General features: G+C 67.7%; 22 protein-coding genes and 1 tRNA gene. 14 read left to right on the forward strand and 9 right to left on the reverse strand.

Annotated features, from left to right (window positions below):
• Positions 1–13: 13 nt before the first annotated feature.
• The 3 genes from ABL312_RS17485 to ABL312_RS17495 all read left to right on the forward strand — a co-directional run bounded on the left by ABL312_RS17485 (position 14) and on the right by ABL312_RS17495 (position 4347).
• The gene (locus ABL312_RS17485) at positions 14–1789 is read left to right on the forward strand and encodes a sodium:solute symporter family protein (protein ID WP_349358684.1); all 1776 of its coding nucleotides are present in this window, start codon (positions 14–16) and stop codon (positions 1787–1789) included.
• Between the two features lie 119 nt (positions 1790–1908).
• Entirely contained in the window at positions 1909–3753 is a 1845-nt protein-coding gene (locus ABL312_RS17490) for a DUF294 nucleotidyltransferase-like domain-containing protein (RefSeq protein WP_349358685.1), read from the forward strand.
• A gap of 75 nt (positions 3754–3828) precedes the next feature.
• Positions 3829–4347: a hypothetical protein gene (locus ABL312_RS17495; protein WP_349358686.1), complete on the forward strand. Its 519-nt coding sequence runs from the start codon at positions 3829–3831 to the stop codon at positions 4345–4347.
• A gap of 318 nt (positions 4348–4665) precedes the next feature.
• Here the strand turns inward: ABL312_RS17495 and dcd are convergent, their stop codons facing one another.
• The 8 genes from dcd to hemC form a co-directional block, all read right to left on the reverse strand.
• On the reverse strand, positions 4666–5277 hold the full coding sequence (gene dcd, locus ABL312_RS17500) for a dCTP deaminase (protein ID WP_349358688.1): 612 nt from the start codon (positions 5275–5277) through the stop codon (positions 4666–4668).
• Positions 5261–6313, reverse strand: coding sequence for a hypothetical protein (locus ABL312_RS17505; protein WP_349358689.1), 1053 nt, complete (start codon positions 6311–6313; stop codon positions 5261–5263). The genes dcd and ABL312_RS17505 overlap by 17 nt, the downstream gene beginning before the upstream one ends.
• Positions 6270–6635 carry a hypothetical protein gene (locus ABL312_RS17510; protein WP_349358690.1) on the reverse strand — a complete coding sequence of 122 codons (366 nt, stop codon included), beginning with the start codon at positions 6633–6635 and terminating at the stop codon, positions 6270–6272. The genes ABL312_RS17505 and ABL312_RS17510 overlap by 44 nt, the downstream gene beginning before the upstream one ends.
• 205 nt (positions 6636–6840) lie before the next feature.
• Positions 6841–6916: transfer RNA gene (locus ABL312_RS17515), tRNA-Thr, on the reverse strand.
• Between the two features lie 453 nt (positions 6917–7369).
• Positions 7370–9271, reverse strand: coding sequence for a heme biosynthesis HemY N-terminal domain-containing protein (locus ABL312_RS17520; RefSeq protein ID WP_349358691.1), 1902 nt, complete (start codon positions 9269–9271; stop codon positions 7370–7372).
• Between the two features lie 109 nt (positions 9272–9380).
• Positions 9381–10820: a mitofilin family membrane protein gene (locus tag ABL312_RS17525; protein ID WP_349358692.1), complete on the reverse strand. Its 1440-nt coding sequence runs from the start codon at positions 10818–10820 to the stop codon at positions 9381–9383.
• Positions 10821–11728: 908 nt separating this feature from the next.
• Positions 11729–12433, reverse strand: coding sequence for a uroporphyrinogen-III synthase (locus tag ABL312_RS17530; protein ID WP_349358693.1), 705 nt, complete (start codon positions 12431–12433; stop codon positions 11729–11731).
• Between the two features lie 4 nt (positions 12434–12437).
• Positions 12438–13406, reverse strand: a complete 969-nt coding sequence (gene hemC / locus ABL312_RS17535) for a hydroxymethylbilane synthase (RefSeq protein WP_349361446.1) — start codon at positions 13404–13406, stop codon at positions 12438–12440.
• Between the two features lie 89 nt (positions 13407–13495).
• Here hemC and tsaD point away from each other — a divergent pair, with 89 nt between their 5' ends.
• The 11 genes from tsaD to leuB all read left to right on the forward strand — a co-directional run bounded on the left by tsaD (position 13496) and on the right by leuB (position 22752).
• Entirely contained in the window at positions 13496–14602 is a 1107-nt protein-coding gene (gene tsaD / locus ABL312_RS17540; RefSeq protein ID WP_349358694.1) for a tRNA (adenosine(37)-N6)-threonylcarbamoyltransferase complex transferase subunit TsaD, read from the forward strand.
• Positions 14599–15141, forward strand: a complete 543-nt coding sequence (locus ABL312_RS17545) for an NUDIX domain-containing protein (protein WP_349358695.1) — start codon at positions 14599–14601, stop codon at positions 15139–15141. Before tsaD ends, ABL312_RS17545 begins: the two co-directional genes overlap by 4 nt.
• Complete coding sequence (locus ABL312_RS17550) at positions 15138–16139, forward strand: NAD(P)H-dependent glycerol-3-phosphate dehydrogenase (RefSeq protein WP_349358696.1); 1002 nt, start codon at positions 15138–15140, stop codon at positions 16137–16139. Before ABL312_RS17545 ends, ABL312_RS17550 begins: the two co-directional genes overlap by 4 nt.
• Positions 16140–16172: 33 nt before the next feature.
• Positions 16173–16460 (forward strand): YciI family protein, encoded by a 288-nt coding sequence (locus tag ABL312_RS17555; protein WP_349358697.1) that lies wholly within the window; start codon positions 16173–16175, stop codon positions 16458–16460.
• A 1-nt stretch (position 16461) separates the two neighbouring features.
• On the forward strand, positions 16462–16884 hold the full coding sequence (locus tag ABL312_RS17560; protein WP_349358698.1) for an EVE domain-containing protein: 423 nt from the start codon (positions 16462–16464) through the stop codon (positions 16882–16884).
• A 7-nt stretch (positions 16885–16891) separates the two neighbouring features.
• On the forward strand, positions 16892–17560 hold the full coding sequence (locus ABL312_RS17565; RefSeq protein ID WP_374730215.1) for a methyltransferase: 669 nt from the start codon (positions 16892–16894) through the stop codon (positions 17558–17560).
• A gap of 174 nt (positions 17561–17734) precedes the next feature.
• Positions 17735–18904 (forward strand): M20 aminoacylase family protein, encoded by a 1170-nt coding sequence (locus ABL312_RS17570; RefSeq protein WP_349358700.1) that lies wholly within the window; start codon positions 17735–17737, stop codon positions 18902–18904.
• An 88-nt stretch (positions 18905–18992) separates the two neighbouring features.
• The gene (locus tag ABL312_RS17575) at positions 18993–19802 is read left to right on the forward strand and encodes an ATP-binding protein (RefSeq protein ID WP_349358701.1); all 810 of its coding nucleotides are present in this window, start codon (positions 18993–18995) and stop codon (positions 19800–19802) included.
• On the forward strand, positions 19799–20566 hold the full coding sequence (locus ABL312_RS17580) for a TSUP family transporter (RefSeq protein ID WP_349358702.1): 768 nt from the start codon (positions 19799–19801) through the stop codon (positions 20564–20566). Before ABL312_RS17575 ends, ABL312_RS17580 begins: the two co-directional genes overlap by 4 nt.
• 55 nt (positions 20567–20621) lie before the next feature.
• The gene (locus tag ABL312_RS17585) at positions 20622–21557 is read left to right on the forward strand and encodes a threonine/serine dehydratase (protein ID WP_349358703.1); all 936 of its coding nucleotides are present in this window, start codon (positions 20622–20624) and stop codon (positions 21555–21557) included.
• Between the two features lie 82 nt (positions 21558–21639).
• On the forward strand, positions 21640–22752 hold the full coding sequence (leuB, locus tag ABL312_RS17590) for a 3-isopropylmalate dehydrogenase (protein ID WP_349358705.1): 1113 nt from the start codon (positions 21640–21642) through the stop codon (positions 22750–22752).
• Between the two features lie 82 nt (positions 22753–22834).
• Here leuB and ABL312_RS17595 read toward each other — a convergent pair whose 3' ends face one another.
• Positions 22835–23026, reverse strand: coding sequence for a Trm112 family protein (locus ABL312_RS17595; protein ID WP_349358706.1), 192 nt, complete (start codon positions 23024–23026; stop codon positions 22835–22837).
• Between the last annotated feature and the right edge of the window lies 1 nt (position 23027).

Consider the following 23027-nt stretch of genomic DNA (forward strand, 5'->3'; position numbering starts at 1 on the left):
GGAGACCAGATCGATGGATCAAACAACACTCAATTACATCGTCGTGGGGCTGTCCTTCGCGCTCTACTTCGGCATCGCCATCTGGGCGCGCGCCGGCTCCACCGGCGAGTTCTACGCCGCCGGCCGCGGCGTGCCGCCCGTCATGAACGGCATGGCCACGGCGGCCGACTGGATGTCGGCGGCCTCCTTCATCTCCATGGCCGGCCTGATCGCCTTCACCGGCTATGACAACTCCACCTTCCTGATGGGCTGGACCGGCGGCTACGTGCTGCTCGCCATGCTTCTCGCGCCCTATCTGCGCAAATTCGGCAAGTACACCGTGCCGGAGTTCATCGGCGACCGCTTCTACTCGCAGACCGCCCGCATCGTCGCCGTCGTCTGCCTGATCGTCGCCTCGATCACCTATGTGATCGGCCAGATGACCGGCGTCGGCGTCACCTTCGCCCGCTTCCTGGAGGTGGATGTCACCACCGGCCTGCTGATCGGCGCGGCCATCGTGTTCTTCTACGCGGTTCTTGGCGGCATGAAGGGCATCACCTACACCCAGGTAGCGCAATATGTGGTGCTGATCACCGCCTACACGATCCCGGCCATCTTCATCTCGCTGTCGCTGACGGGCAACGCCGTGCCGGCCCTCGGCCTCTTCGGCGAACATACCGCGAGCGGCGTGCCGCTGTTGCAGAAGCTCGATCAGGTGATCACCGATCTCGGCTTCGCGAGCTATACCGGTCACCACTCCAACACCTTCAACATGGTGCTCTTCACCATGTCGCTGATGATCGGCACGGCGGGCCTGCCGCATGTCATCATCCGCTTCTTCACCGTGCCGAAGGTCGCGGACGCGCGCTGGTCGGCCGGCTGGGCGCTGGTGTTCATCGCGCTGCTCTATCTCACCGCCCCGGCGGTCGGCGCCATGGCCCGTCTCAACATCATGGAGACGATCCAGACCGGCGAGGTCGGCGCGCCCGAGGCCAATCTGGCCTATGAGGAACGCCCGCAGTGGTTCAAGAACTGGGAGCAGACGGGTCTGCTCAAGTTCGAGGACAAGAACGACGACGGACGCATCCAGTTCTACAACGACCGCAATCCGGAGTTTGCCGCCAAGGCGCAGGACTTCGGCTGGAACGGCAACGAACTGACCGTCAACCGGGACATCCTGGTGCTCGCCAACCCGGAGATCGCGCAGCTTCCCGGCTGGGTCATCGCGCTCGTCGCCGCCGGCGGTCTCGCCGCCGCGCTGTCGACGGCAGCCGGTCTGCTGCTCGCCATTTCCTCGGCGATCTCACACGACCTGATCAAGTCGGTGATCAACCCGAACATCAGCGAAAAGGGCGAGCTGCTCGCCGCCCGTCTCGCGATGACCGGCGCGATCGTCTTCGCCACCTATCTGGGGCTCAACCCGCCGGGCTTCGCGGCCCAGACCGTGGCGCTCGCCTTCGGTCTCGCGGCGGCGTCGATCTTCCCGGCGCTGATGATGGGGATCTTCTCCAAGCGGGTGAACTCCACCGGGGCGATCTTCGGCATGCTGACCGGCCTGATCCTCACGGTGGCCTATATCTTCACCTATCTCGGCATGTTCTTCATCCCCGGCACCAACCTGCTGCCGAACACGCCCGACGCCTGGGTCCTCGGCATCTCGCCGGCCTCCTTCGGCACCATCGGCGCGATCTTCAACTTCGCGGTGGCCTACGCCGTGTCGATCCAGACCGCCGAGCCGCCGCAGGAAATCCAGGAGCTGGTGGAATCCGTGCGCGTGCCGCGCGGCGCCGGCGCAGCGGTCGACCACTAGGCCCCCCGCGCCGTCTTCTTGCGAGACCGAACCCCGCCCACGGGCGGGGTTCATCCGTTTCGGGCCGGCGTCCAACGCGCGCCGGCCCATCTTGTCCGCCTGCTGCGAAAGGGTGCGTCATGACAATCGAGCGAGCGGAGCTGATCGCCTTCTTTGCCAGCCATCACCCCTTCGATCTCCTGCCCGGCGACGAGATCGCCGCCCTGGTCGACGCGAGCGGCCAGCAGACGGCCGCCGCCGGCACATGCCTCTATGAGATCGGCGACGCCATCGACACGCTCCACGTGGTGCATGGCGGCGAGGTCGACCTGTTTTCACCCGAAGGCGAGCTGATCTCCCGCGTAACCGCCGGCGAGGTTTTCGGCGCCAAGGGCATCCTGCGCGACGGACACGCGCTGCTGCGGGCCGTGGTCGCGCGCGACGTGACGCTCGTCGACTGCCCGGCCGCCCGCTTTCGCGACCTTCTCGCCCGCTTTGCGAAATTCGACGCCTATTTCGACCGGCTGCGCGACGTCCGGGACCGCCGCCCGACCCCGGCGCCCGACACCAGCGCGGCCCTGGTCTCCGCCTCGCTCGGCGAGGTGATGACGCGCAATCCGGTGATCGTCGCGCCGGACACCAGCGTCCGTCAGGCCGCGCGGATCATGGACGAGAACAACATTTCCTGCGTTCTGGTCGGCGACGACGACACCCTCGACGGCATCCTCACCACCGGCGACCTGACCGCGCGCGTGCTCGCCGCCGGCCTTGATCCCGAGACCCCGGTCGCCCTCGTCATGACCGCCGATCCGGCAACGCTCGTCCCCTCCGCCCTGCTCTTCGACGCGCTGCTGCTGATGAGCGCGCGCGGCATCGGCCATCTGCCCATCGTCGAGGCCGGTCGCCCGGTCGGCATTCTGACACGCACCAATCTGGTGCGCCGCCAGTCGCTGTCGGCGGTGGCGATGATCTCGGACATCGGCCGTTTCGACAAGGTGCCGGAGCTCGCCGGCGTCGTCGCCCGCGTGCCGCAATTGCTGGCCCAGCTCGTCGGGCTCGGCGTCGAGGCCCACAAGGTCGGCCAATTGATCACCAGCGTCACCGATGCGCTCACCCGCCGGCTGATCGAGCTGGCGGAAGCGGAGATGGGCCCCGCCCCCGTGCCCTATCTCTGGCTCGCCTGCGGGTCCCAAGGGCGGCGCGAGCAGACGGGCGTGTCCGACCAGGACAATTGCCTGATCCTCGACGATGCCTATGACGCCGACGCGCACGGGCCCTGGTTCGAGCGCTTCGCGACCTTCGTCTGCGACGGGCTCGACGCCTGCGGCTACTTCCATTGCCCCGGCGACATGATGGCGACCAACCCGCGCTGGCGTCAGCCGGTCTCGGTGTGGAAGGGCTACTTCGAGGGCTGGATCGCCCGGCCCGACCCGATGGCGCAGATGCTGGCGAGCGTGATGTTCGACCTGCGGGCGATCCACGGGCAAACGGCGCTTTACGACGGGCTGCATGCCCGCACGCTGGAGATGGCGCGCAAGAACTCCATCTTCCGCGCCCATATGACCGCGAATTCGCTCAAGCATACCCCGCCGCTCGGCCTGTTCCGCGGGTTCGCGCTGATCCGCTCGGGCGAGCACAAGGACACGCTCGATCTCAAGCACTCCGGCGTGGTGCCGATCGTCGATCTCGCCCGGCTCTACGCGCTGCAGGGCGCGCTCGAACCGGTCAACACGCGCGAGCGGCTGGTCGCGGCGCGCGAGGCGGGCACGGTGAGCGTCTCGGGCGGCGGCGACCTGATCGCCGCCTATGATCTCATTTCCAACATCCGCCTGGAGCATCAGGCCCGGCAGGTGCGCGACGGCGGGAAGCCGGACAATTTTCTGGCGCCCAGCACCTTGTCGGCGCTCGAACGCAACCACCTGAAGGATGCCTTCGGCGTGGTGAAGACGCTGCAATCCGCCATCGGCCACACAAGCGTGTTATAGAGGGCGCGTCCCGACGCCCTTTAGACCTTGCGCGCTCCCGCCGCGCCAAAGCCTTTCGACAAGACCGGATCCTGCATGATTTTCACGCTGATCAGCACCTTCGTTCTCGGGATCGCCGTTGCCGGCATCCTGCTGCTTCTCAACCGCGCGACCGGCAACCGCCTGCCGAAATGGATCGCGCCGGCGGCGGCCGGGCTTGCCATGCTCGTCTTCACGGTGTGGACGGAATACAACTGGCTGGAGCGCACGCGGGCCGGCCTTCCGGCCGGGCTCGAGGTGGTCGAGACCTACCAGTCCCGCAACCTGCTTCAGCCCTGGACCTATGTGGTGCCGCGCACCAACCGCTTCGTGGCGCTGGACCGGACGACCGTCACCGCCAACGACAAGGACCCGCGCTTCCGCAAGGCGAGCCTGTTCCTCTTCACCCGCTTCCTGCCGGTGACCGAGCTCCGCCAGATCTACGACTGCGCGCAAAACCGCCGCATCGATCTGGTGCCGGGCGAACTGGTCGACCCGACGACGCTGCCCGATGCCGCCTGGGAACCGCTCACCGACGACCCGATCGCGCAAGAGGTCTGCAAGGGGGCGGCGTGAGGCGCGCGGCTCTCCGCCGGGCCCTTCGCCTCCTGCGCAGGCACGGCTTCGCCGCAAAGCCCGCAGCAGATCGGTCGCACCCACCACGCTCACGCTCCCTCTCGTCGCCGGCAATTGTCAGCCTACCGTGTAACCCTAGCTTTTCATCGTCGAGTGAAATCGCAACCACATAAATGGCAAAATAAGTGACGTATAATTTCTAAGCCATGATGGTGAGTGTATTACGATCTTAAGTTTTTATCTAGCATGTGCCAGCCCTTAGATTGGAGATTTATTCCAGATGACAAAAATCTAAGCGTCCCTATCTTCTATATAAAGCTACCGCTGGCGTGAAAGTGCAAGCAGGCCGGGCAAATCTGAGTCGAGTTGAGCGCGCGATACGGTAGGGCGAACATTTCCAATATATTTTCGCCTCTGACCCGGATTCATGTACTCTTCCTCTTGCTCGTTCTTGAAAAAACGCGCCTGGACAATCCTACTCCCCACAATCAACTCCACTGGTACATTAGAGTGATTAAACAACTCCAGAGAGATGCAACCGCGAAAGCCCGGCTGGAACATTGAAGAAATACTGACTCCCAGCCTGTGATAACTACTCCTACTAATGATGTCGGCATAGACGTCATTTGGAAGCCCTATGTATTCAAGAGATGTTGCTAGTACTGTTTGCGAAGGATGTATTAGAAATATATCTCCTATATTTCGCCTCGCTGCCTGAAAGAATGTTTCGGGACTGGAATGATCCTCGGAGGGATGCAGACTTACACTCGGTTTGTGGTTTAAAACTGAGACCAGAAAATCGCACCCTAGGCGTAAATCTACTGAAACGGCGCCAACCTGATCATCAGAAATCAACGGATCAATGAAAATTCGATCATTTCCGTCGGAATTTATTCTGCTCTCTAGCTCCTTCCTAGTTAGCAACGACATCCGACCACCTTTCCCGAATTTCGAAATTCCGTATTGATTTCTCAATCAGATCATTGACCGTCTTTTCAATTGTGTACGCATCAACATCGCCTTCAACCCAAGCTGCGGTCCGGTTCCCCAACTGGTCATGCAAGTAGTCCCAGCCCGCTAAGAATATGCCATACAGTTCAGGCACATTGGGAATCTTGTAGGTCACGACATCATCGAATGACGCCCTTACATTCGGAACCGCGAACCACTGATCAAGTTGTTTCTGGCCGCGAGCCTTTAAGGTTTCCTGTATGATGGTGACCATAGGGTTGGGTCGACCATTAAGAAAATCATCGACTGTAGCAATTCGTTTAGCGGTACTTGGGTGAGTCGGGCTGTCAGGATGGCCTGGTGCTATTGCGAGTAGCGATTTGGTGCTAGCTGATCCACAGTAACAAGAGCTGAACAGATCAGCAAAGTGTTCCATCCGATGGCGAAGATTAATAAAATTCCAATCGGCTTGAGAGATACCATGCTGCGGCGCAGCAGGCGGAAACAACAGCATAGATAGCTCACAGAGCTTGAAATGGTGATCTACGAAATGGCCCAGCTCATGGAAAAGGGGGGTGCAGAAAATGGGTCGATGTTTATAAGCTTCTGGGGCTCCAATTCGAACTACAAGGGGCTTGTAGTTTTGCGTGTCGAACAGATTCAATGATCGCCCAATGTGTTCCCAGAGGTCAGCAGGGTTCAGGAAAAAACTGAACTCCTCCAACGCAGCACTAGAAATCAGTGCATCTTCTGGAATCCACTCTTTCAGAACTTTTCTAAGAACGTACTGAGTCTCATATGGGGCATCGTTCGAGCGACTCCCACGGACGAACTGCATCACCCGCCAAACATGAGCCTCAAACTGGCGAACGACATCTTCTGGATAGTTCTCGACGTTTTCAATGACATGATTAATGGCTTCGACAGTTCTGTGGGCAAACTCCCTGAACGCCGGATCGAAGAAAGCTGACTTAGATAGCTGCGTATATCTCTTTGCTAAAATGTGCAGATTCAATATTGGGGTCAAATCCGGCCTCCAAGCTGTTCAATGCCGTTTCGGCCTTGTCGGCATCAATATCATCTTGTTGAAGCATCTGTTCAATTGCCATGCGTAGATCTTCGTTCGACGACAGTCGTACCGCAAGAGATACTGCTTCCGGCAAAGCCGTGGATGCAGACTCCGAGGGTGATTTCAGCAATGCCATCGTCTGCTGAACAACCTCTTTGAAGTACGCCTTCAACGTGTCCGGGTACTGCTGCTGCTTGGTCTCAAGGGCCAACACCAGCTTGACAGTTTCAAGCGCACGATCTGATCTTGACTCAGCGGCTGCAAGCATATCTCATGTGACTCCCTATGATTCGATCATCATGAATCATTGAGTGAATCTGGTCAATCTAAGATTGAAATAAAAGTAAATATAGATAATCCTTGGACTTTTAATGTCCAGTCTTCAGTGAAACCCACTACCTTGTCCACCTGCAGTTTCTCAAAAAGCAAAGCGGTCCGCGTCGTTCTAGACGCGGACCGCTTTGCTTTGATGGTGGTGCCGGTGAACGGACTCGAACCGCCGACCCCATCATTACGAATGACGTGCTCTACCAACTGAGCTACACCGGCGCACCAAACCGGAGCGGGAGGCTCCGTATGTATCGGGCGGCGCGGATCGGCCACCCCGCCTCGCAACGCTCTTGACACCGACCGGTCGACCCGGGCCGGAGACACGCGAGGTGGGCGCTTGATACCCGAGGCCGCGCGCCGTTGCAAGGCCCTTTCTTGCTCCGGTTTCGCCCGCCGTCGGGCGCGTCCCCGTGTCTGTCCTGATGCCCGTCCTTATGTCTGCCCCATGTTCGTCCCAGGACCCTTCCCGGTGACGTTAACGCTGGGGATCGGTCCAGGGTCGGTCCCGGGGCAGGGCCAATCCGGGGCGAGGCGCCCGAACCATACCCCGCCAAACCGGCAGGGCGAGGAAAGCCCGACGCCTGGCGCGCGCAAGAAACGGGCGGGACGTCGGCACGCGCACCTCAGTCGCAGGCGCCTTGTCCGAAGGCCGCGCGGTGCCGGGCCGGCGCGTCAGTTGAAGAAGCGGTAGCCCGGCTTTTTGACCGTTTCCGACGCGTCGTCGTCGTCCGGGCCGGGATCGTCGGGCATATGCTTGAGCGGAAACTCGATGGGTTTGGAGAGATCCGGCTTGTCGCCGGCCTTTGTCGCCCCCGGCCCGGCCGGCGTGGCGCCCTCCGGCTTTGCGGACTGAGCCTGTGCCGGCGCTGGCGATCCGCTCGCCTGCGCCCTCTGCGACCCGTCCTTTTTCTGCGCCGTCTCGGACGCGGGCTTCTCGACCGTCCCGGATCCCTCGGCCTTTTCCGGCGCGGCAGACGCGGCCGCCGGTCCCGCGCCGCCGGCCGTCTCCTTCGCCGCGTCCGGTGCCTGCGCCGGCTCCGCCTTCGCCGTCGGCGATGCGGCGCCGTCCTTTGTGGTCGTCGCGCCCTCGGCGGCGTCGCCGGCATCGACCTCGGCATCTGCAGCGACCTCGGCCGTCTGCGTCCCCTCGCCCGCCGTGGCGCGCGGCGGCTCGGCCGTCATTTCCAGCGTCTTGACCTCCGCGTCCGGATCGTCAGCCGGCTCCGGCATCGTCGGAAGGGCGTCAAGCAACGTGTCGTCCAGCGCCTCGAGCGAGGTGTCATTGTGGTCGATCGCCTCCGGCGGCGTGGTCCACCGGAAGGCATCGAGCCGCCCGTCGACCGGCGAGACCGGCGCCCAGCTCTCGGCCACCACGCCGTCGGCCACCCACGCCGGATCGGCCGGCGCGCGCACGGCCCGCGCGAGCCATTCGCGCACCCGGCCGCGATCCCCGTGCTGGCGTTCTTCCAGATCGGCCATCAGCAGGAACGCGCGCCGGGTCGGCTCCTGACGCATCACGCTCTTCATCTGCGCGCGCGCCAGTTCCCAGTCGCCGGTCTCCATCGCGGCGCGCGCCACGGCCAGCGCGCCTTCCGCATTGTGGGCGCGCAGGGCGGCAAGCGCCTTGACCCGCTTCAGCCGGTCCTGCGCCGAATCGCCGTTGCGCGCATGCGCATAGGCATCCGCGAGATCGGGATGCGGGACTTCCTTCCAGGTGGCCTCGACCACCTTCATCGCCTTGCGGATGTCGCCACGCCGCGTGGCGAGCCGCGCGGCCAGCACGGCCGCCGGCACAAGACCGGGCGCGAGCCCGTGCGCCTCATTCGCCTTCTGGCGCGCGGAATCGGGATCGCGGTCTTCCAGCTCCTGCGCCTGCGCGGTCAGCAGGACCGCCTTGTGGCGGCGAAAGGTCTTCTTGTCGATGAGCTTGGAGGCGTAGTTGCGCTCCAACGTGCGGATCGCCGCCGCCCAGTCGCCGGCGACCGCCTGATAGCCGAGCACCGCCCGCCCGGCCCAGTCGAGGCCCGGCACCAGCTTCATCGCCTCTTGCGCGTAATGGCGCGCGGCGACCGGCTCGTTCAGCCGCTCGGCCTCGATGTAGAGCCCGTGCAGGCCGACCGGCTTGAGCGCGGGATCCTCCAGCATCGCCTCGAAGCGCTCGCGCGCCTCGTCGTGGCGGCCGGCGAGCTGCGCGCTTTGCGCCAGAAGCAGCTCCGTCGCCGGCTCCCTGGCGAGCAGCTTGGACGCCTCGCGCCCGTGCCGGGCGGCGGACCCGGCATCGCCCACGCCCAGCGCCAGCATGGCCTTCGACATGGCGTCATAGCCGCGATCCTTGCGCCGGCGGCGCAGGAAACGGCCGAACAGGCCCGGCGAGCGCAGGATATAGAGCGCCAGATTCCACAGCACGATCCCGGCGGCCAGCAGCAGGGCCAGCGCCACCAGCGCCGGCATCAGGCCCGTCTCGATCCGATAGCCCTGCCAGTCGAGCGTGATCACACCGGGCCGATCGGCGATCCACGCCGATCCGAGCGCCACCACGAACACAAGGGCGATGAATATCAGCAAGCGAATCATGGTCTTCCAGTCTCCCCGCCCCGGCGGTCGGAACCCAAGCGATCCCTCCCGGTGCGCATCTCCAAACGGCGGTGCGGCGCGCGCCGTGCCCGCGCCGACGGATCCGGCCTCAATTCGACGCCGATCCCAGCGATTTGAGCACGTCGGCGGTCACAAGGTCCACCAGACGATCGGCCGCGACCCGCGCGCGCGCATCGGCGACCCAATCCGCACCGGCCGCGCGGACGGCTTCGGGCAGGGTCTCATAGGCCTCCACCGCACCAGCGAAATCGCCGGCCTCGACCCGGGCTTCCATGCGTCCGAGCGCGGCCGCGGGCGTGTCGGCGTCCGTATCGCCCGGCTGGCGGATCGACACCAGCGAGCGCGCATTGGACCAGAAGCTGTCGACCACATCGCCGTCGGCCGGCCGGTCGAGCGCGGCGCTCATGGACCGGGCCACCGCGCCGAAACGCGCCTTGAGCGTGGCCTGGGTGGGCACGCCGTCGCCGGCCCGCTCGGACAGAACGCCCAGATCGGCATCCTGCGGCAGCGCGGCGGCAACCGCCGCGAGTTCCGTCTCGAAGGGCGCGCCGCGGTCGAGCGCGGCCTTGAGCCGCGACACGGCGAGCGCACGCGCCGCCGTTTCCCGCGCCGTGGCATCGCCGATACGCGCCTCGACCGGCGTCAAACGCTCGTCCAGCGCCGACACCTGCGCCGAAAGATCGGACAACCGGGCGCCGAGCCGCTCCTCCAACGCACCGAGATCGGTCCGCACCGCCTCCAGCGTCGTGGCCTGCTGGCCCGCCGTCTCGCCCTGTGCGGCCACGGTCTGCGCCACCGCGTCGACGGTCTCGCGCAAGCCGGCAAGGCCGGAGGCGGTGTCCTGCGCGCCAGCAAGGGCGGTCTCCAGCTCCCCGACCCGGGCGGCAAGCGCGTCCGTGCCCGGATCGGCCTCCAGCTCGGCCGACAGCGCATCGACCCGCTCGCCCAGCGCCGAGACGGACTCCGCGTTGTCCCGCGCCTGATCGGAGAGACCGGCGAGAGACTGTTCGAGGCTCGCCAGGCCGGCCGTTTCCCCGGCCCCGCCGGAGGACACGAAGCGGCGCAATTCGCCAAGCCCGCTTTCCACCGCGTCGAGCCGGCCCGCCACATCCTCGGGCAGATCGCCCGCGTCCGGTGCGGCGGCAAGGGCCGCGACGCGCTCCTCCAGCGCGGAGATCTGCCCCCGCAGGGTCTCGACCGCGCCATCGTCGCCGGCCGCGCGCTCCTGCGCCTCGGACAGCCCGGCCACGCGCTCTTCCAGACCCGCGACGCGGCTTTGCGCCGCCGTCAGCGCGGCCTGGAGATCGGCATCCGCGCCCGTCTCGACCGGCAGATAGCCGGCCCGATGCGCGCCGTAGACGCCGCCGAGCGCCACCGCCGCGCCCAGAATGGAGGCCGCCAGAAGACCGCCAATGCCCGCGCCGGAGGACGATGCCTTGTCGGAGGTCGCGGACGCCGCCGTTTGCGGTTTCGCACCGGACGCCGTCGGCCCGCCCGCCCCGGTTCCGGACGTCTTGGAATCGGACATCTTGGGGTTGGGCGTCCTGGTTTCTGAGGCCCCGGTCTGCTTCGGTCCGGTCGCGGACGCGCCCGAGGTCTTGGCCTCGGACAGTTTCGTGTCCGCCGGTTTCGTGTCCGACGGTTTCGCCGAAGCGTCCGGCTTTCCGCCCGCCCCCTGGTGACCGCTCGCGGCGGAGGCTCCCGTCTTGCCCGCAGTGCCGCCCCCGGGCGTGCCGGTCGCGCTTGCGGCGCCTGCCGGACCCGATCCGGCCGAACCGGCCGTCGTTTTGGGTCCGCCCGAGGGTGTCGACGAGCCGGCCGACGACGTCGCGGTTCCGCCACCCGGCGTCGTCGCCGGCCCCGCGCCGGATTTCGTCTCGGGTTTCGCCCCTGCTGCCGGGCCGGACGTCGTGCCGGATTTCGGATCGGTCTTCGGGTCGGTCTTTGTGTCCGATGTCTGGTCCGGCTTCTGGCCTGGCGCGCTGCCACCGCCCGCGCCGGAGCCGGACCCCGCGGCCCCGGCAGCCGAAGCGCCGGGCCGGGAGGGATCTGTCTTTTGCCCGCCGGACGACCCTGTAGATGGCCCCGTGGATGGCCCGCCGGACGGTTTGGCGGCCGCGTCCTTGCCGCTGTCCGCCGCCTTCGGCGCGGTCACGTCCTTCGCATCGAGATCGATCGTGACCGGCTTGCGGCCCCCGCCGCTCCCCGGCTTCGCGGACGTCTTGCCCGGTGCGCCTTTTGCGTCCGGCTTTTTCCTATCGGCCGCCATGGACATCGTCTCCCTTGCCACCTCTCATCGTCCGCTGCTCCCCCGCGATGCACCCTCCGCACGCGCCACCGGACCCGTATCGCGCGGGGCGCGCGCGCCCGCCGTGCGCCCCGTGTGGACGCGCCCTCGCCGGTGCCATCGCAGTGCAACAGACCTTCCCGTTTCGATTAGCACGTCTCGTCGAGAAGCGCGATCAACTCCGTTTCGCAGGGCGCCGCCGCCACCCGGCAGGCGCCCAGATGCCGCACGGGCTCCACCGCCTGCTCGGAGATCGCGACGAAGGTCACCGGTCCCGGTGCTGCGACCTGCGACAGGGCGGCGGCCGCCGCCTCGCCGGAGCGCCGCGAGTAGACCAGCACGCTGAGCGGACCGGCTTCCTCGATGGCGCGCCGCGCCGCCTCCGGCCAGACCGGCGCGATGGCCATGTCGTAGACCTCCTGCATGCGACAGGCGATGCCACGGTCGGCAAGCCGGGCGCACAGATCGCCCGAGCGCTGACGTCCGGCGAGATAGAGCACGCCGCCGGCCGGACGCATCTCGCCGAGCCGGTCGACGACCGTCTCCAGCGTGCCGCCGCAGGCGATCACCTCCGCCGCACCCGCCGCACGCGCCGCCTCTGCCGTCGCGGAGCCCACGGCAACAAAAGTGCGACCGGCCAGACGGTTCCATGCCGGCGTGCCGGCGACCGCCTCCACCGCGCGCGCGCTGGTCAGCGCCACCACCGGCTCGCCGCCGTCGGCGATGTCCGGCGACAGGGCGAGCGCCTGCATCACCAGCATCGGCGCGACGATGGGGCGATGCCCGCGCGCGGTCAGCCGCCTCGCGGTGCGGGTTGCGGCCGGCTCCGGCCGGGTCACGAGCACGCGGGCCATCACCTCACTCCCGAAAGAAGTCCGGGCCGCCGCGCGCCTTCAATTCGGCGCCCGCGTCGCGGCCGAGCTCGGCGGCTTCCGCGATGCCGCCTTCGCGCGCGGTTTCATGCGCCTCGCTGCCGTCGGGACGCAGGATCAGTCCGGTCAGCGCGATACGGTCGCCGTCGAGCCGGGCGAGGCCGCCGATCGGCGTGCGGCAGGAGCCGTCGAGCTCGCCGAGGAACGCGCGCTCCGCCGTCAGACAGATCTCTGTCTCGCGATGATGGATGGCCGCCAGCAGGTCGCGGGTGGCGGTGTCGTCGGCGCGCGCCTCGATGCAGATCGCCGCCTGCCCCACCGCCGGCAGGAATTCCGAGGGCTCGATCACCGAGGTGACCACGTCGCCGAGCCCGAGCCGGCGCAGGCCGGCATGGGCGAGCAGGGTCGCGTCGACCACGCCCTCGGCGAGCTTGCGCAGCCGGGTCTGCACGTTGCCGCGATACATGACCACGTCGATATCCGGGCGCAGCCGCTTGATCATCGCCTGGCGGCGCAGGCTCGACGATCCGACCACCGCGCCCTGCGGCAGATCCTGGATGCGCTTGGCCTTGGGCGAGATGAACGCGTCGCGCACGTCCTCGCGCGGCAGGAAGGCGATCAGCTCCAGCCCGTCCGGCAATACGGTGGGCATGTCCTTGGCCGAATGCACCGCGATGTCGATGTCGCCGCTGTAGAGCGCTTCCTCGATTTCCTTGGTGAAAAGCCCCTTGCCGCCGACCTCGGAGAGCGGCCGGTCCTGGATGATGTCGCCGGAGGTCTTGATGACGACGATCTCGAAGGCGCTTTCGGGAAGACCGTGCGCGGCCATCAGGCGGTCGCGGGTTTCGTGGGCCTGGGCGAGCGCGAGCTGGCTGCCGCGGGTTCCGATGCGCAAATGCGGTGCTGAAGGTTTTGTTTGCAAGAAGATTGGTCCTGGTGCTACGCGGGATCTCATCCGGTGGGCGGACGAGAATGATAGGGTTTGATGGCACATCGGCCAATGCGGCCGAAACCTTACCCCGAAGCGAGGCCAGAAGGACAGCCGTGCGCGACCAGCCGCTGACCGTGCTCGGCATCGAGACGAGCTGCGACGAGACCGCCGCCGCCGTGGTGCGCTGCACAGCGGACGGCGCGCGCATCGTCCTGTCCGACGCGATCCGCTCCCAGGTCGACGAACATGCCGCCTTCGGCGGCGTCGTCCCGGAAATCGCCGCCCGCGCCCATATCTCCATCCTCGACCGCATGATCGAGACGGCGATGAGCGAGGCCGGCGTCGGCTTCGAGGATCTCGACGCCGTGGCGGCCACCGCCGGCCCCGGCCTGATCGGCGGCGTCATCGTCGGGCTGATGACCGCCAAGGCCGTGGCGCTTGCCGCCGGCAAGCCGCTCGTCGCGGTCAACCACCTTGAAGGCCACGCGCTGACCGCGCGGCTCACCGACGACCTCGCCTTTCCCTATCTGCTGCTGCTCGTCTCCGGCGGTCACACCCAGTTCCTGCTGGTGGAGGGCGTCGGCGCCTATCGCCGGCTGGGGTCGACCATCGACGATGCCATCGGCGAGGCCTTCGACAAGACGGCGAAGCTGCTGGGCCTCGGCTATCCGGGCGGCCCGGCGGTGGAGCGCGCCGCGCGCGACGGCGATCCCGCCCGCTTCCGCCTGCCGCGCCCGATGCTCGACCGACCCGGGCTGGCGCTGTCCTTCGCCGGACTGAAGACCGCGGTGCGCACCGCCGCCTATGAGGCCGCGCCGCTCGACGCGCAGGCCGTTGCCGATCTCTGCGCCAGCTTTCAGGCCGCCGTCACCGATGTGGTCGGCGAGAAGAGCCGGCGCGCGCTCGCCGCCTTCGCCGAGGCCCATCCCGACACGCCCCCGGTGCTGGTGGTCGCCGGCGGTGTCGCCGCCAACACCGCCATCCGCGCAAGGCTGGACAGCGTCGCGCATGACGCCGGCGCCCGGCTCGTCGCGCCTCCGGCGCGGCTGTGCACGGACAATGCGGCGATGATCGCCTGGGCGGGAATCGAGCGGCTGCGCGTGGCCCGCGCGCGGGGAGAGATCCTGGACGACCGGGATGCCGCGCCGCGCCCGCGCTGGCCGCTGGACGACACGGCGCAGGCCGCCTATGGCGCGGGCCGCAAGGGAGCGAAGGCGTGACCGATCCACGGTTCGAGGAAGGCGAGGTCGTGGCCGCGATGCCGGCGCGCTACGACAAGCTCAAGCACAAGGCCTATATCTATCTCACCGCCGGGCGCGACCTGCTGGTGTTCCGCCAGCCGGACCAGCCCTGGGTCGGCCTGCAGGTGCCGGGCGGCACGGTCGATCCCGGCGAAAGCCATCTTCAGGCCGCGCTTCGCGAGTTTCACGAGGAGACCGGCCTGGCCCTGCCGCACGCGCTCGACGCGCTCACCGAACAGATGGTGCTCTACGACAATGCCGCCGGACGCGATGTGCACCACCGCCGCCTCTATCACGCCCGGATGCCGGTTACGGCGCAGGCGCGCCGCCGCGCACGCTGGGAGCACTTCGAGATGAGCCCGTCGGCGGGCGGCGACCCGATCCGCTTCGAGCTTTTCTGGATGGACATCGACGCCGCACTCGCGCTCGATCCCGCCGGCTTCTTCACCGGATTTCATGCGCCGCTCGCGGCGCTGAAGCCCCGGCTTGTGGGCCACGCAACCGGAGCGGGCGCATGAGCGACTATCGCCGCATCGCCGTTCTGGGCGGCGGGGCCTGGGGCACCGCGCTTGCCCTGGTCGCCGCGCGCGCCGGGCGCGAGGTGTGCCTGTGGGCCCGCGATGCGGGCACCGTCGAGGCGATCCGCTCGACGCGCGAAAACCCGGCCTATCTGCCCGGCATCCCACTCGATCCGCCGCTCGACGCCACCGCCGATCTGGCAACCGCCGTCGTCGGCGCCGATGTCGTGCTGCTCGTCACCCCGGCGCAGACGACGCGCGCCATGACAAGCGCGCTCGCGCCGCATCTGCGCCCCGGCACGCCGGTGGTGCTCTGCGCCAAGGGGATCGAACGCGACACCGGGCTTCTGCTTACCGACGTTCTGGCGCAGGAAGTCCCGGCCGCCGTGCCCGCCGTCCTGTCGGGTCCGAGCTTCGCCGCCGACGTGGCACGCGGCCTGCCGACCGCCGTGACCGTGGCGGCGAAGGACGGCGCGGTCGCCGACGCGCTGTCGCTGGCGCTCGCAAGCCCCAAGTTCCGCCCCTATGCGGCGACCGACATCACCGGCGTGCAGGTCGGCGGCGCGCTGAAGAACGTGCTCGCCATTGCCTGCGGCGCGGTCGCCGGCAAGGCCTGGGGCGCCAGCGCTCTGGCCGCGCTCACCGCGCGCGGCTTCGCCGAACTGACGAGGCTGGGCCTGGCGCTCGGCGGCGCGCGCGAGACGCTCACCGGTCTGTCCGGGCTCGGCGATCTGGTGCTGACCTGCGGCTCCGCTCAATCGCGCAACTTCGCCTTCGGCCAGGCGCTGGGCGAGGGAAGGACGGTGGCCGAGATGACGGGCGGCGGCGGCAAGCTCGCCGAGGGCGCCGCGTCGGCGGCCATCGCCGTGGAACTCGGGCGGCGCCACGGCATCGACCTGCCGATCTGCGAGGCGGTCGCCGAAGTTCTCGCCGGCCGCCTGTCGCTCGACGACGCGCTCGAGGCGCTGATGACCCGCCCGCTCAAACGCGAACACTGAATTCTAAGAATTTCCAAGATTGGAGGACGATCCATGCTCTATGCCCTGATCTGCACCGACAAGCCGCACGCGCAGGATCTGCGCGCCGCGACCCGCGAGGACCATCTGGCCTACCTCAAGGCCATGGGCGACAAGCTCAAGGCCGCCGGCCCGTTTCTCGACGACCACGGCGGCATGACCGGCTCGCTGGTCGTCATCGAGGCGGAGAACCGCGACGAAGCGCTGGCGATCGCGGGCGAGGACCCTTATGCCCGCGCAGGACTGTTTGAGACGGTGGAAATCCGGCCCTGGAACTGGGTCATCAACAATCCGGAGGCATGACATGCGGTACTGGCTCTTCAAGTCCGAGCCCGACAAATGGTCCTGGGAGATGCAGAAGGCCAAGGGCGAGGCCGGCGAGGAATGGGACGGCATCCGCAACTATCAGGCGCGCAACAACATGCGCGAGATGAAGATCGGCGACCGCGGCTTCTTCTACCACTCCAACATCGGCAAGGAGGTGGTCGGCATCGTGGAGGTCTGCGCCGAGATCCACCCGGATTCGACCACCGACGATCCGCGCTGGGAGTGTGTCGACGTCAAGGCCGTGTGCGACATGCCCAGGCCCGTCACGCTCGCTCAGGTAAAGGCCGAGCCCCGCTTGTCTCAGATGTCGCTGGTCACCTCCATGCGGCTCTCCGTGCAGCCGGTCACCGAAGAGGAATGGAAGATCGTCTGCGAGATGGGCGGCCTTGCCGAGGGATAGCGCACGCCTGAGCCCGGCGGCGGATCGCACGGGTTTCATCCGCGCCAACACCGCGATCCATGCCGTGCCGCATGCGCCGGAGATCCGCCTGCATCTCGCCGACGAGGCAATGGACCTGTGGCAGAAGACCGAGGACGATCTGCAGGCCATCGGCCTGCCGCCACCCTTCTGGGCATTTGCCTGGGCCGGCGGGCAGGCGCTCGCACGGTACGTGCTCGACACCCCTGAGGTGGTGGCCGGTCGCCGGGTGCTCGATTTTGCCACCGGTTCGGGACTGGTCGCCATCGCCGCGGCGCGGGCCGGCGCGGCCCATGTGACGGGAAGCGACATCGACCCCTTCGCATTGGCCGCAACGGCGCTCAACGCCGCGCTCAACGCGGTCCGCGTGGAGACGACGGGCGCCGATCTGCTCGCGAGCCCGCCGCCGGGTGTCGACGTGGTGCTCACCGGCGACGTTTTCTACGAGGCCCCGATGGCGGCCCGCGTGCTCGCCTGGCTCGACGCGGCGCAGGCGCGCGGCATCGACGTGCTCATCGGCGATCCGGGCCGCGCCTATCTGCCGAAGGACCGGCTCGCGCATCTCGCGACCTACGACGTTCCGGTCAACCGTTCTCTCGAGGACTACGCGATCAAGCGCTCCAGCGTGTTTCGCCTGCGTCCGCCCGCGACGGGCTGAGGGAGCCGTCCATTCGTCCGACAATTTCGCGCGGCGGGGCTTGCGCGGGCGCCGGGTTTCGGCCTCAATACCGCGACCGGCCAGAGGGGCGACGGGCGCGCCGCCATGCAGCCGCGTCGTGCGCCAGCACATCAGACCGTCACTTCCGACCATTCCCACCTTTCGAGGGTCATCATGCCGATCATCAACCGTTTCGCCGATCTCGCCGAGGAAATCACCGAATGGCGGCGGGACATCCACGCGCATCCGGAACTGCTCTACGACACCCACCGCACGGCCGCCGTGGTGGCGGAGAAGCTCAAGGCCTTCGGCGTCGACGAGATCGCCACCGGCATCGGCCAGACCGGCGTCGTCGGCGTGATCCGCGGCAAGAGCGACACCTCGGGCAAGGTGATCGGCCTGCGCGCCGACATGGACGCGTTGCCGCTGGAGGAGATCACGGGCAAGCCCTACGCCTCGACCGTGCCCGGCAAGATGCATGCCTGCGGCCATGACGGCCACACGGCGATGCTGCTCGGCGCGGCGAAGTATCTCGCCGAGACCCGCAACTTCGACGGCACGGCGGTGGTGATCTTCCAGCCGGCGGAGGAGGGCGGCGCCGGCGCCAAGGCGATGATCGACGACGGGCTGATGGACCGCTTCGGCATCCAGGAAGTCTACGGCATGCACAATCTGCCCGGCGCGCCGGTCGGCACCTTCCACATCCGCCCGGGCGGCATCATGGCCGCCGCCGACCGGCTGCGCATCGAGATCGAGGGCATCGGCTGCCACGCGGCCAAGCCCAACGAGGGCGTCGACACCATCCTCGTCGGCAGCCACATCGTGCAGGCCGTGCAGTCGATCGCCAGCCGCAACGTCGATCCGCTCAAGTCGGTCGTCGTGTCGCTGACCACCTTCAACGCCGGCTTCACCGACAATGTGGTGCCGCAAACGGCCGTCCTGCGCGGCACGGTGCGCACCCTCGACCCGGAGGTGCGCGACCTCGCGGAAGCCCGGCTCAAGGCCATCGTGCCGACCATCGCCGAAGCCTTCGGCGCCAGGGCGACGATCGACTACAAGCGCGACTACCCGATCACGGTAAACCACGCGGAGCAGACCGACTTCGCGGCCCGAATCGCCCGCGAGATCGCCGGCGCCGACAATGTCGACACCGACGTGCCGCCGACCATGGGCGGCGAGGACTTCTCCTTCATGCTGGAGGAGCGCCCTGGCGCCTTCATCTTCGCCGGCAACGGCGACAGCGCGATGCTCCACCACCCGGCCTACGACTTCAACGACGAGCTGATCCCCGTCGGCTGCTCCTACTGGGTGAAACTCGTCGAAACGGCGATGGCCGCCGACTGAGCCGCGCCTTCCCCCTGTCTTCCCCGTCGGGCGTCCCTCGGGACTGCCCGGCAGGGGCCCGCTGCCGCCTCACCGTGCCGGATCTTCGATGGTGTCCCGATTGTTCAGCTTCGTCGGCACCCGCCTGCCCCTGCTGGCGGCCTATGCGCTTGCCGGCGCGCTGGTCGGCCTGGTGCTGATCCACCCGGCGGTGCTCGCCATCGTCTGGCTGGAGTTCCGCGCGATCGCGCCGGACCCTCCTTCGCTGCCCGTCTTTCTCTCCGACCGCCTGCTGCTGTTCGTGATCCCGCGCGATGTGCAGATGACGCTTGCCTTCGCCGGTCTCGGCGCGCTGGTGGGCCTCGCCTTCGGCGCGCTCACCCGCTCCTACGTCGAGGCCTCGCAGGGCCTGCGCTTCTTCCGCGAGATTCACGGCGAGGAAATCCCCGCCCTGATCGCAAAGGGCGAGACCGCCGACGTCGAGTTCAAGGCGACCATGCGCTGGGACGTCAAGGAACAGCGCATCAACAAGCAGCTGGAAACGGTGATCGCCAAGACCATCGCCGGCTTCTTCAACGCGCGCGGCGGCCGGCTGCTGATCGGCGTCGCCGACGACGGCACCGTTCTGGGGCTGGAGGACGACTACGCCACCTTGCGCCTGCCGACCCGCGACGGCTTCGAGCAGACGGTGACGAGCATCGTCGCCAAATTCCTCGGCGGCGACCTGAACCCGGCCCTGCAGACGACCTTCGCCAGCATCGACGGCAAGGACGTGTGCATGATCCTCGTCCAGCCGGCGCCGCGCGCGGTCTATCTGAGCGACGGCGGCAAGCTGCATTTCTACGTGCGCAGCGGCAACGCCACGCGCCAGCTCGACCTGCGCGAGGCGATGGACTACGCCCGCACGCGCTGGCCGTGACCGCCCTTCTTTCCCTCTTGCCGCCGGACCTGCCGGTCTGGGCCGCACTCGCCCTCGTCGGGATCAGCTTCGTCACCTCGGCGGTGACCGCGGCACTTGGCCTCGGCGGCGGGATGCTGCTGATCGCGGCAATGGCGCAGGTCATGCCCGTCGCCGCGCTGGTGCCGGTGCACGGCGCGGTGCAGCTTGGCTCCAACGCCGGCCGGGCGCTGGTGCTGCGCTCCCACATTCACTGGCCGGCAGCACTTTGGTTCTGCGCGGGCGCGGTGCTCGGGGCCGGACTCGGCGGCGCGCTCGCGGTGCAATTGCCGGCCGACGGGCTGCGCCTGGCGCTGGGGCTGTTCCTGCTGTGGGTGGTCTGGGGGCCGCGTCCGCGGTTCGCGCGCATGCCGCACCGGGCCATGGCCGCCGCCGGGGCGCTCTCGACCGGGCTGAGCATGGTCTTCGGCGCCACCGGCCCGATCGGCGGCGCGGTGCTCTCCGCCCTCGATCTGCCGCGCCACGGCTTCGTCGCAACGCAAGGCGTGACGGCACTGGTCATGCATCTGTTCAAGATCGTGGCCTTCGGCCTGCTCGGCTTCGCCTTCGTGCCCTGGGCGGGGTTGATCGCGGCGATGATCGCCAGCGGCTTCCTGGGCACGCTCGCCGGCACTCGGGTCCTGGGGCGGATGCCGGAAGAGCGCTTTCGCGCGGGCTTCCGCCTTGTTATGACGGCGCTTGCCGCAATCCTGGTCGTGCGCGGCGCGCTGGGGCTTGCCCCCTGACCCGCGCAGGCCCCGCGCATCTGGCCGCCTCGAAGGACCGCCCGAAGGACCCCTGATGACCGTCACCCGCACCGACATCGAAGCCGCCGCCGCCCGCATCGCGGGTCATGTGCGCCGCACCCCCGTGATCGAGAGCGGCGCGGGCAGCTTCGGCCTGGACCGCTCGCTCTCCCTGAAGCTGGAACTGCTGCAGCACTCAGGCTCGTTCAAGGCGCGCGGGGCGTTCAACACGCTGCTGTCGCAGACCGTACCCGCCGCCGGCGTCGCCGCCGCCTCGGGCGGAAATCACGGCGCGGCGGTGGCCCATGCCGCGCGCGCGCTGGGGCATGCGGCCGACATCTTCGTGCCCGAAACCTCCAGCCCGACGAAGATCGCGCGCATTCGCGCATCGGGTGCGCATCTGCATGTCGGCGGCGCGCGCTATGCGGATGCGGCCGAGGCCTGCGCGCGCCACCGCGCGGCGACGGGCGCGATGGACATTCACGCCTATGACGCGCCGGCGACCATCGCCGGACAGGGCACCGTGGCGCTCGAATGGCAGGAGCAGGTTCCCGATCTCGACACCGTGCTGATCGCGGTCGGCGGCGGCGGGCTGGTGTCGGGCTGTGCCGTCTGGCTGCATGAGGCGGTCAAGGTGATCGCGGTCGAGCCGGAAGGCGCCTGCGCGCTGCACGCGGCCTTGAGTTCCGGCCGCCCGGTCGACGTGCCGGTCGAAAGCCTGGCCGCCGACAGTCTCGGCGCCAAACGCTGCGGCGATCTGGTCTATGAGCTCGCCGCACCGCGCGTGGCGCAAAGCCTCGTCGTCTCCGACGAGGCGATCCGCGATGCCCAGACGCGGCTTTGGGCGGATGTGCGGATCGCGGCGGAACCGGGCGGCGCGGCCGCGCTGGCCGCACTCACCAGCGGGGTCTACCGGCCTGCCCGCGACGAACGCGTCGGCGTGCTGGTCTGCGGCGGAAACGTCGCGCTGGAGACCATCGAGACGCGCTGAGCGCCCTGCCGCTTGCCAAGGCCGCGGCGAGGATTTAGCAAACCCGTCAGAGGGTCAACACGAACCGAGGAAACGCACCGCCATGACCACGCACAAGCTTCTTCTCCTGCCCGGCGACGGCATCGGCCCGGAGATCATGGAGGAGGTGAAGAAGATCCTCGCGTGGTTCAGCGCGCGCGGCACCGCCACCTTCGAGACCGAGGAAGGTCTGGTCGGCGGCTCGGCCTATGACGCCCACGGGCAGGCGATCTCCGAAGACGACATGGCCAAGGCCATGGCGGCGGACGCGGTGATCTTCGGCGCCGTCGGCGGCCCGAAGTGGGACGGCGTGCCCTATGACGTGCGCCCGGAAGCGGGCCTCCTGCGCCTGCGCAAGGACATGCAGCTCTTCGCCAACCTGCGGCCGGCGATCTGCTATCCCGCGCTCGCCGATGCCTCCTCGCTCAAGCGCGACGTGATCGAGGGTCTCGACATCCTGATCCTGCGCGAGCTCACCGGCGGCGTCTATTTCGGCGAGCCGAAGGAAATCACCGATCTCGGCAACGGCCAGAAGCGCGCCGTGGACACGCAGGTCTATGAATCCTACGAGATCGACCGCATCGCGCGGGCCGCCTTCGAGCTGGCGCGCACCCGGCGCGGCAAGGTCACCTCGATGGAAAAGCGCAACGTCATGAAGTCGGGCGTTCTGTGGAACGAGGTCGTCACCCAGGCGCACAAGGACGGCTACGAGGACGTGGAGCTGGAACACATGCTGGCCGATGCCGGCGGCATGCAGCTGGTGCGCTGGCCCAAGCAGTTCGACGTGATCGTCACCGACAACCTCTTTGGCGACATGCTCTCCGACGTAGCCGCCATGCTCACCGGCTCGCTCGGCATGCTGCCCTCGGCCTCGCTCGGCGCCCCGGACCCGTCGACGGGCAAGCGCAAGGCGCTCTACGAGCCGGTGCACGGCTCCGCGCCGGACATCGCCGGCACGGGCAAGGCCAACCCGATCGCCATGATCGCGAGCTTCGCCATGGCGCTGCGCTATTCCTTCGAGCTGGTGGCGGAAGCCGACATGCTGGAAAAGGCGATCGCCCGGACGCTCGACAAGGGCCTGCGCACCGCCGACATCGCGGCCAAGGGCGAAGCGACCATCTCAACGACACAGATGGGCGACGCGATCGTCGCCGAACTCGACGCGCTCTCGGCCTGACGGCCGGCGACGCCTCAAAACACGAAAGCCGGTCGCGGATGCGACCGGCTTTTTTCTTGACCGGTCTCGAGCGGGAAACACATCAGCCCTCGAGCTTGCGTGCCTCGTCGGGCAGCATGATCGGAATGCCGTCGCGGATGGGATAGGCGAGCTTGGCCACGCGGGAGATCAGCTCCTGATTTTCCGCGTCATACTCAAGCGTGGTCTTCGTCACCGGACACACGAGAAGCTCCAGCAGCTTCCGGTCGAGCTCATGCACCGTCTGGTCCGTCATG

The organism is Stappia sp. (assembly GCF_040110915.1).
GTDB lineage: Bacteria > Pseudomonadota > Alphaproteobacteria > Rhizobiales > Stappiaceae > Stappia.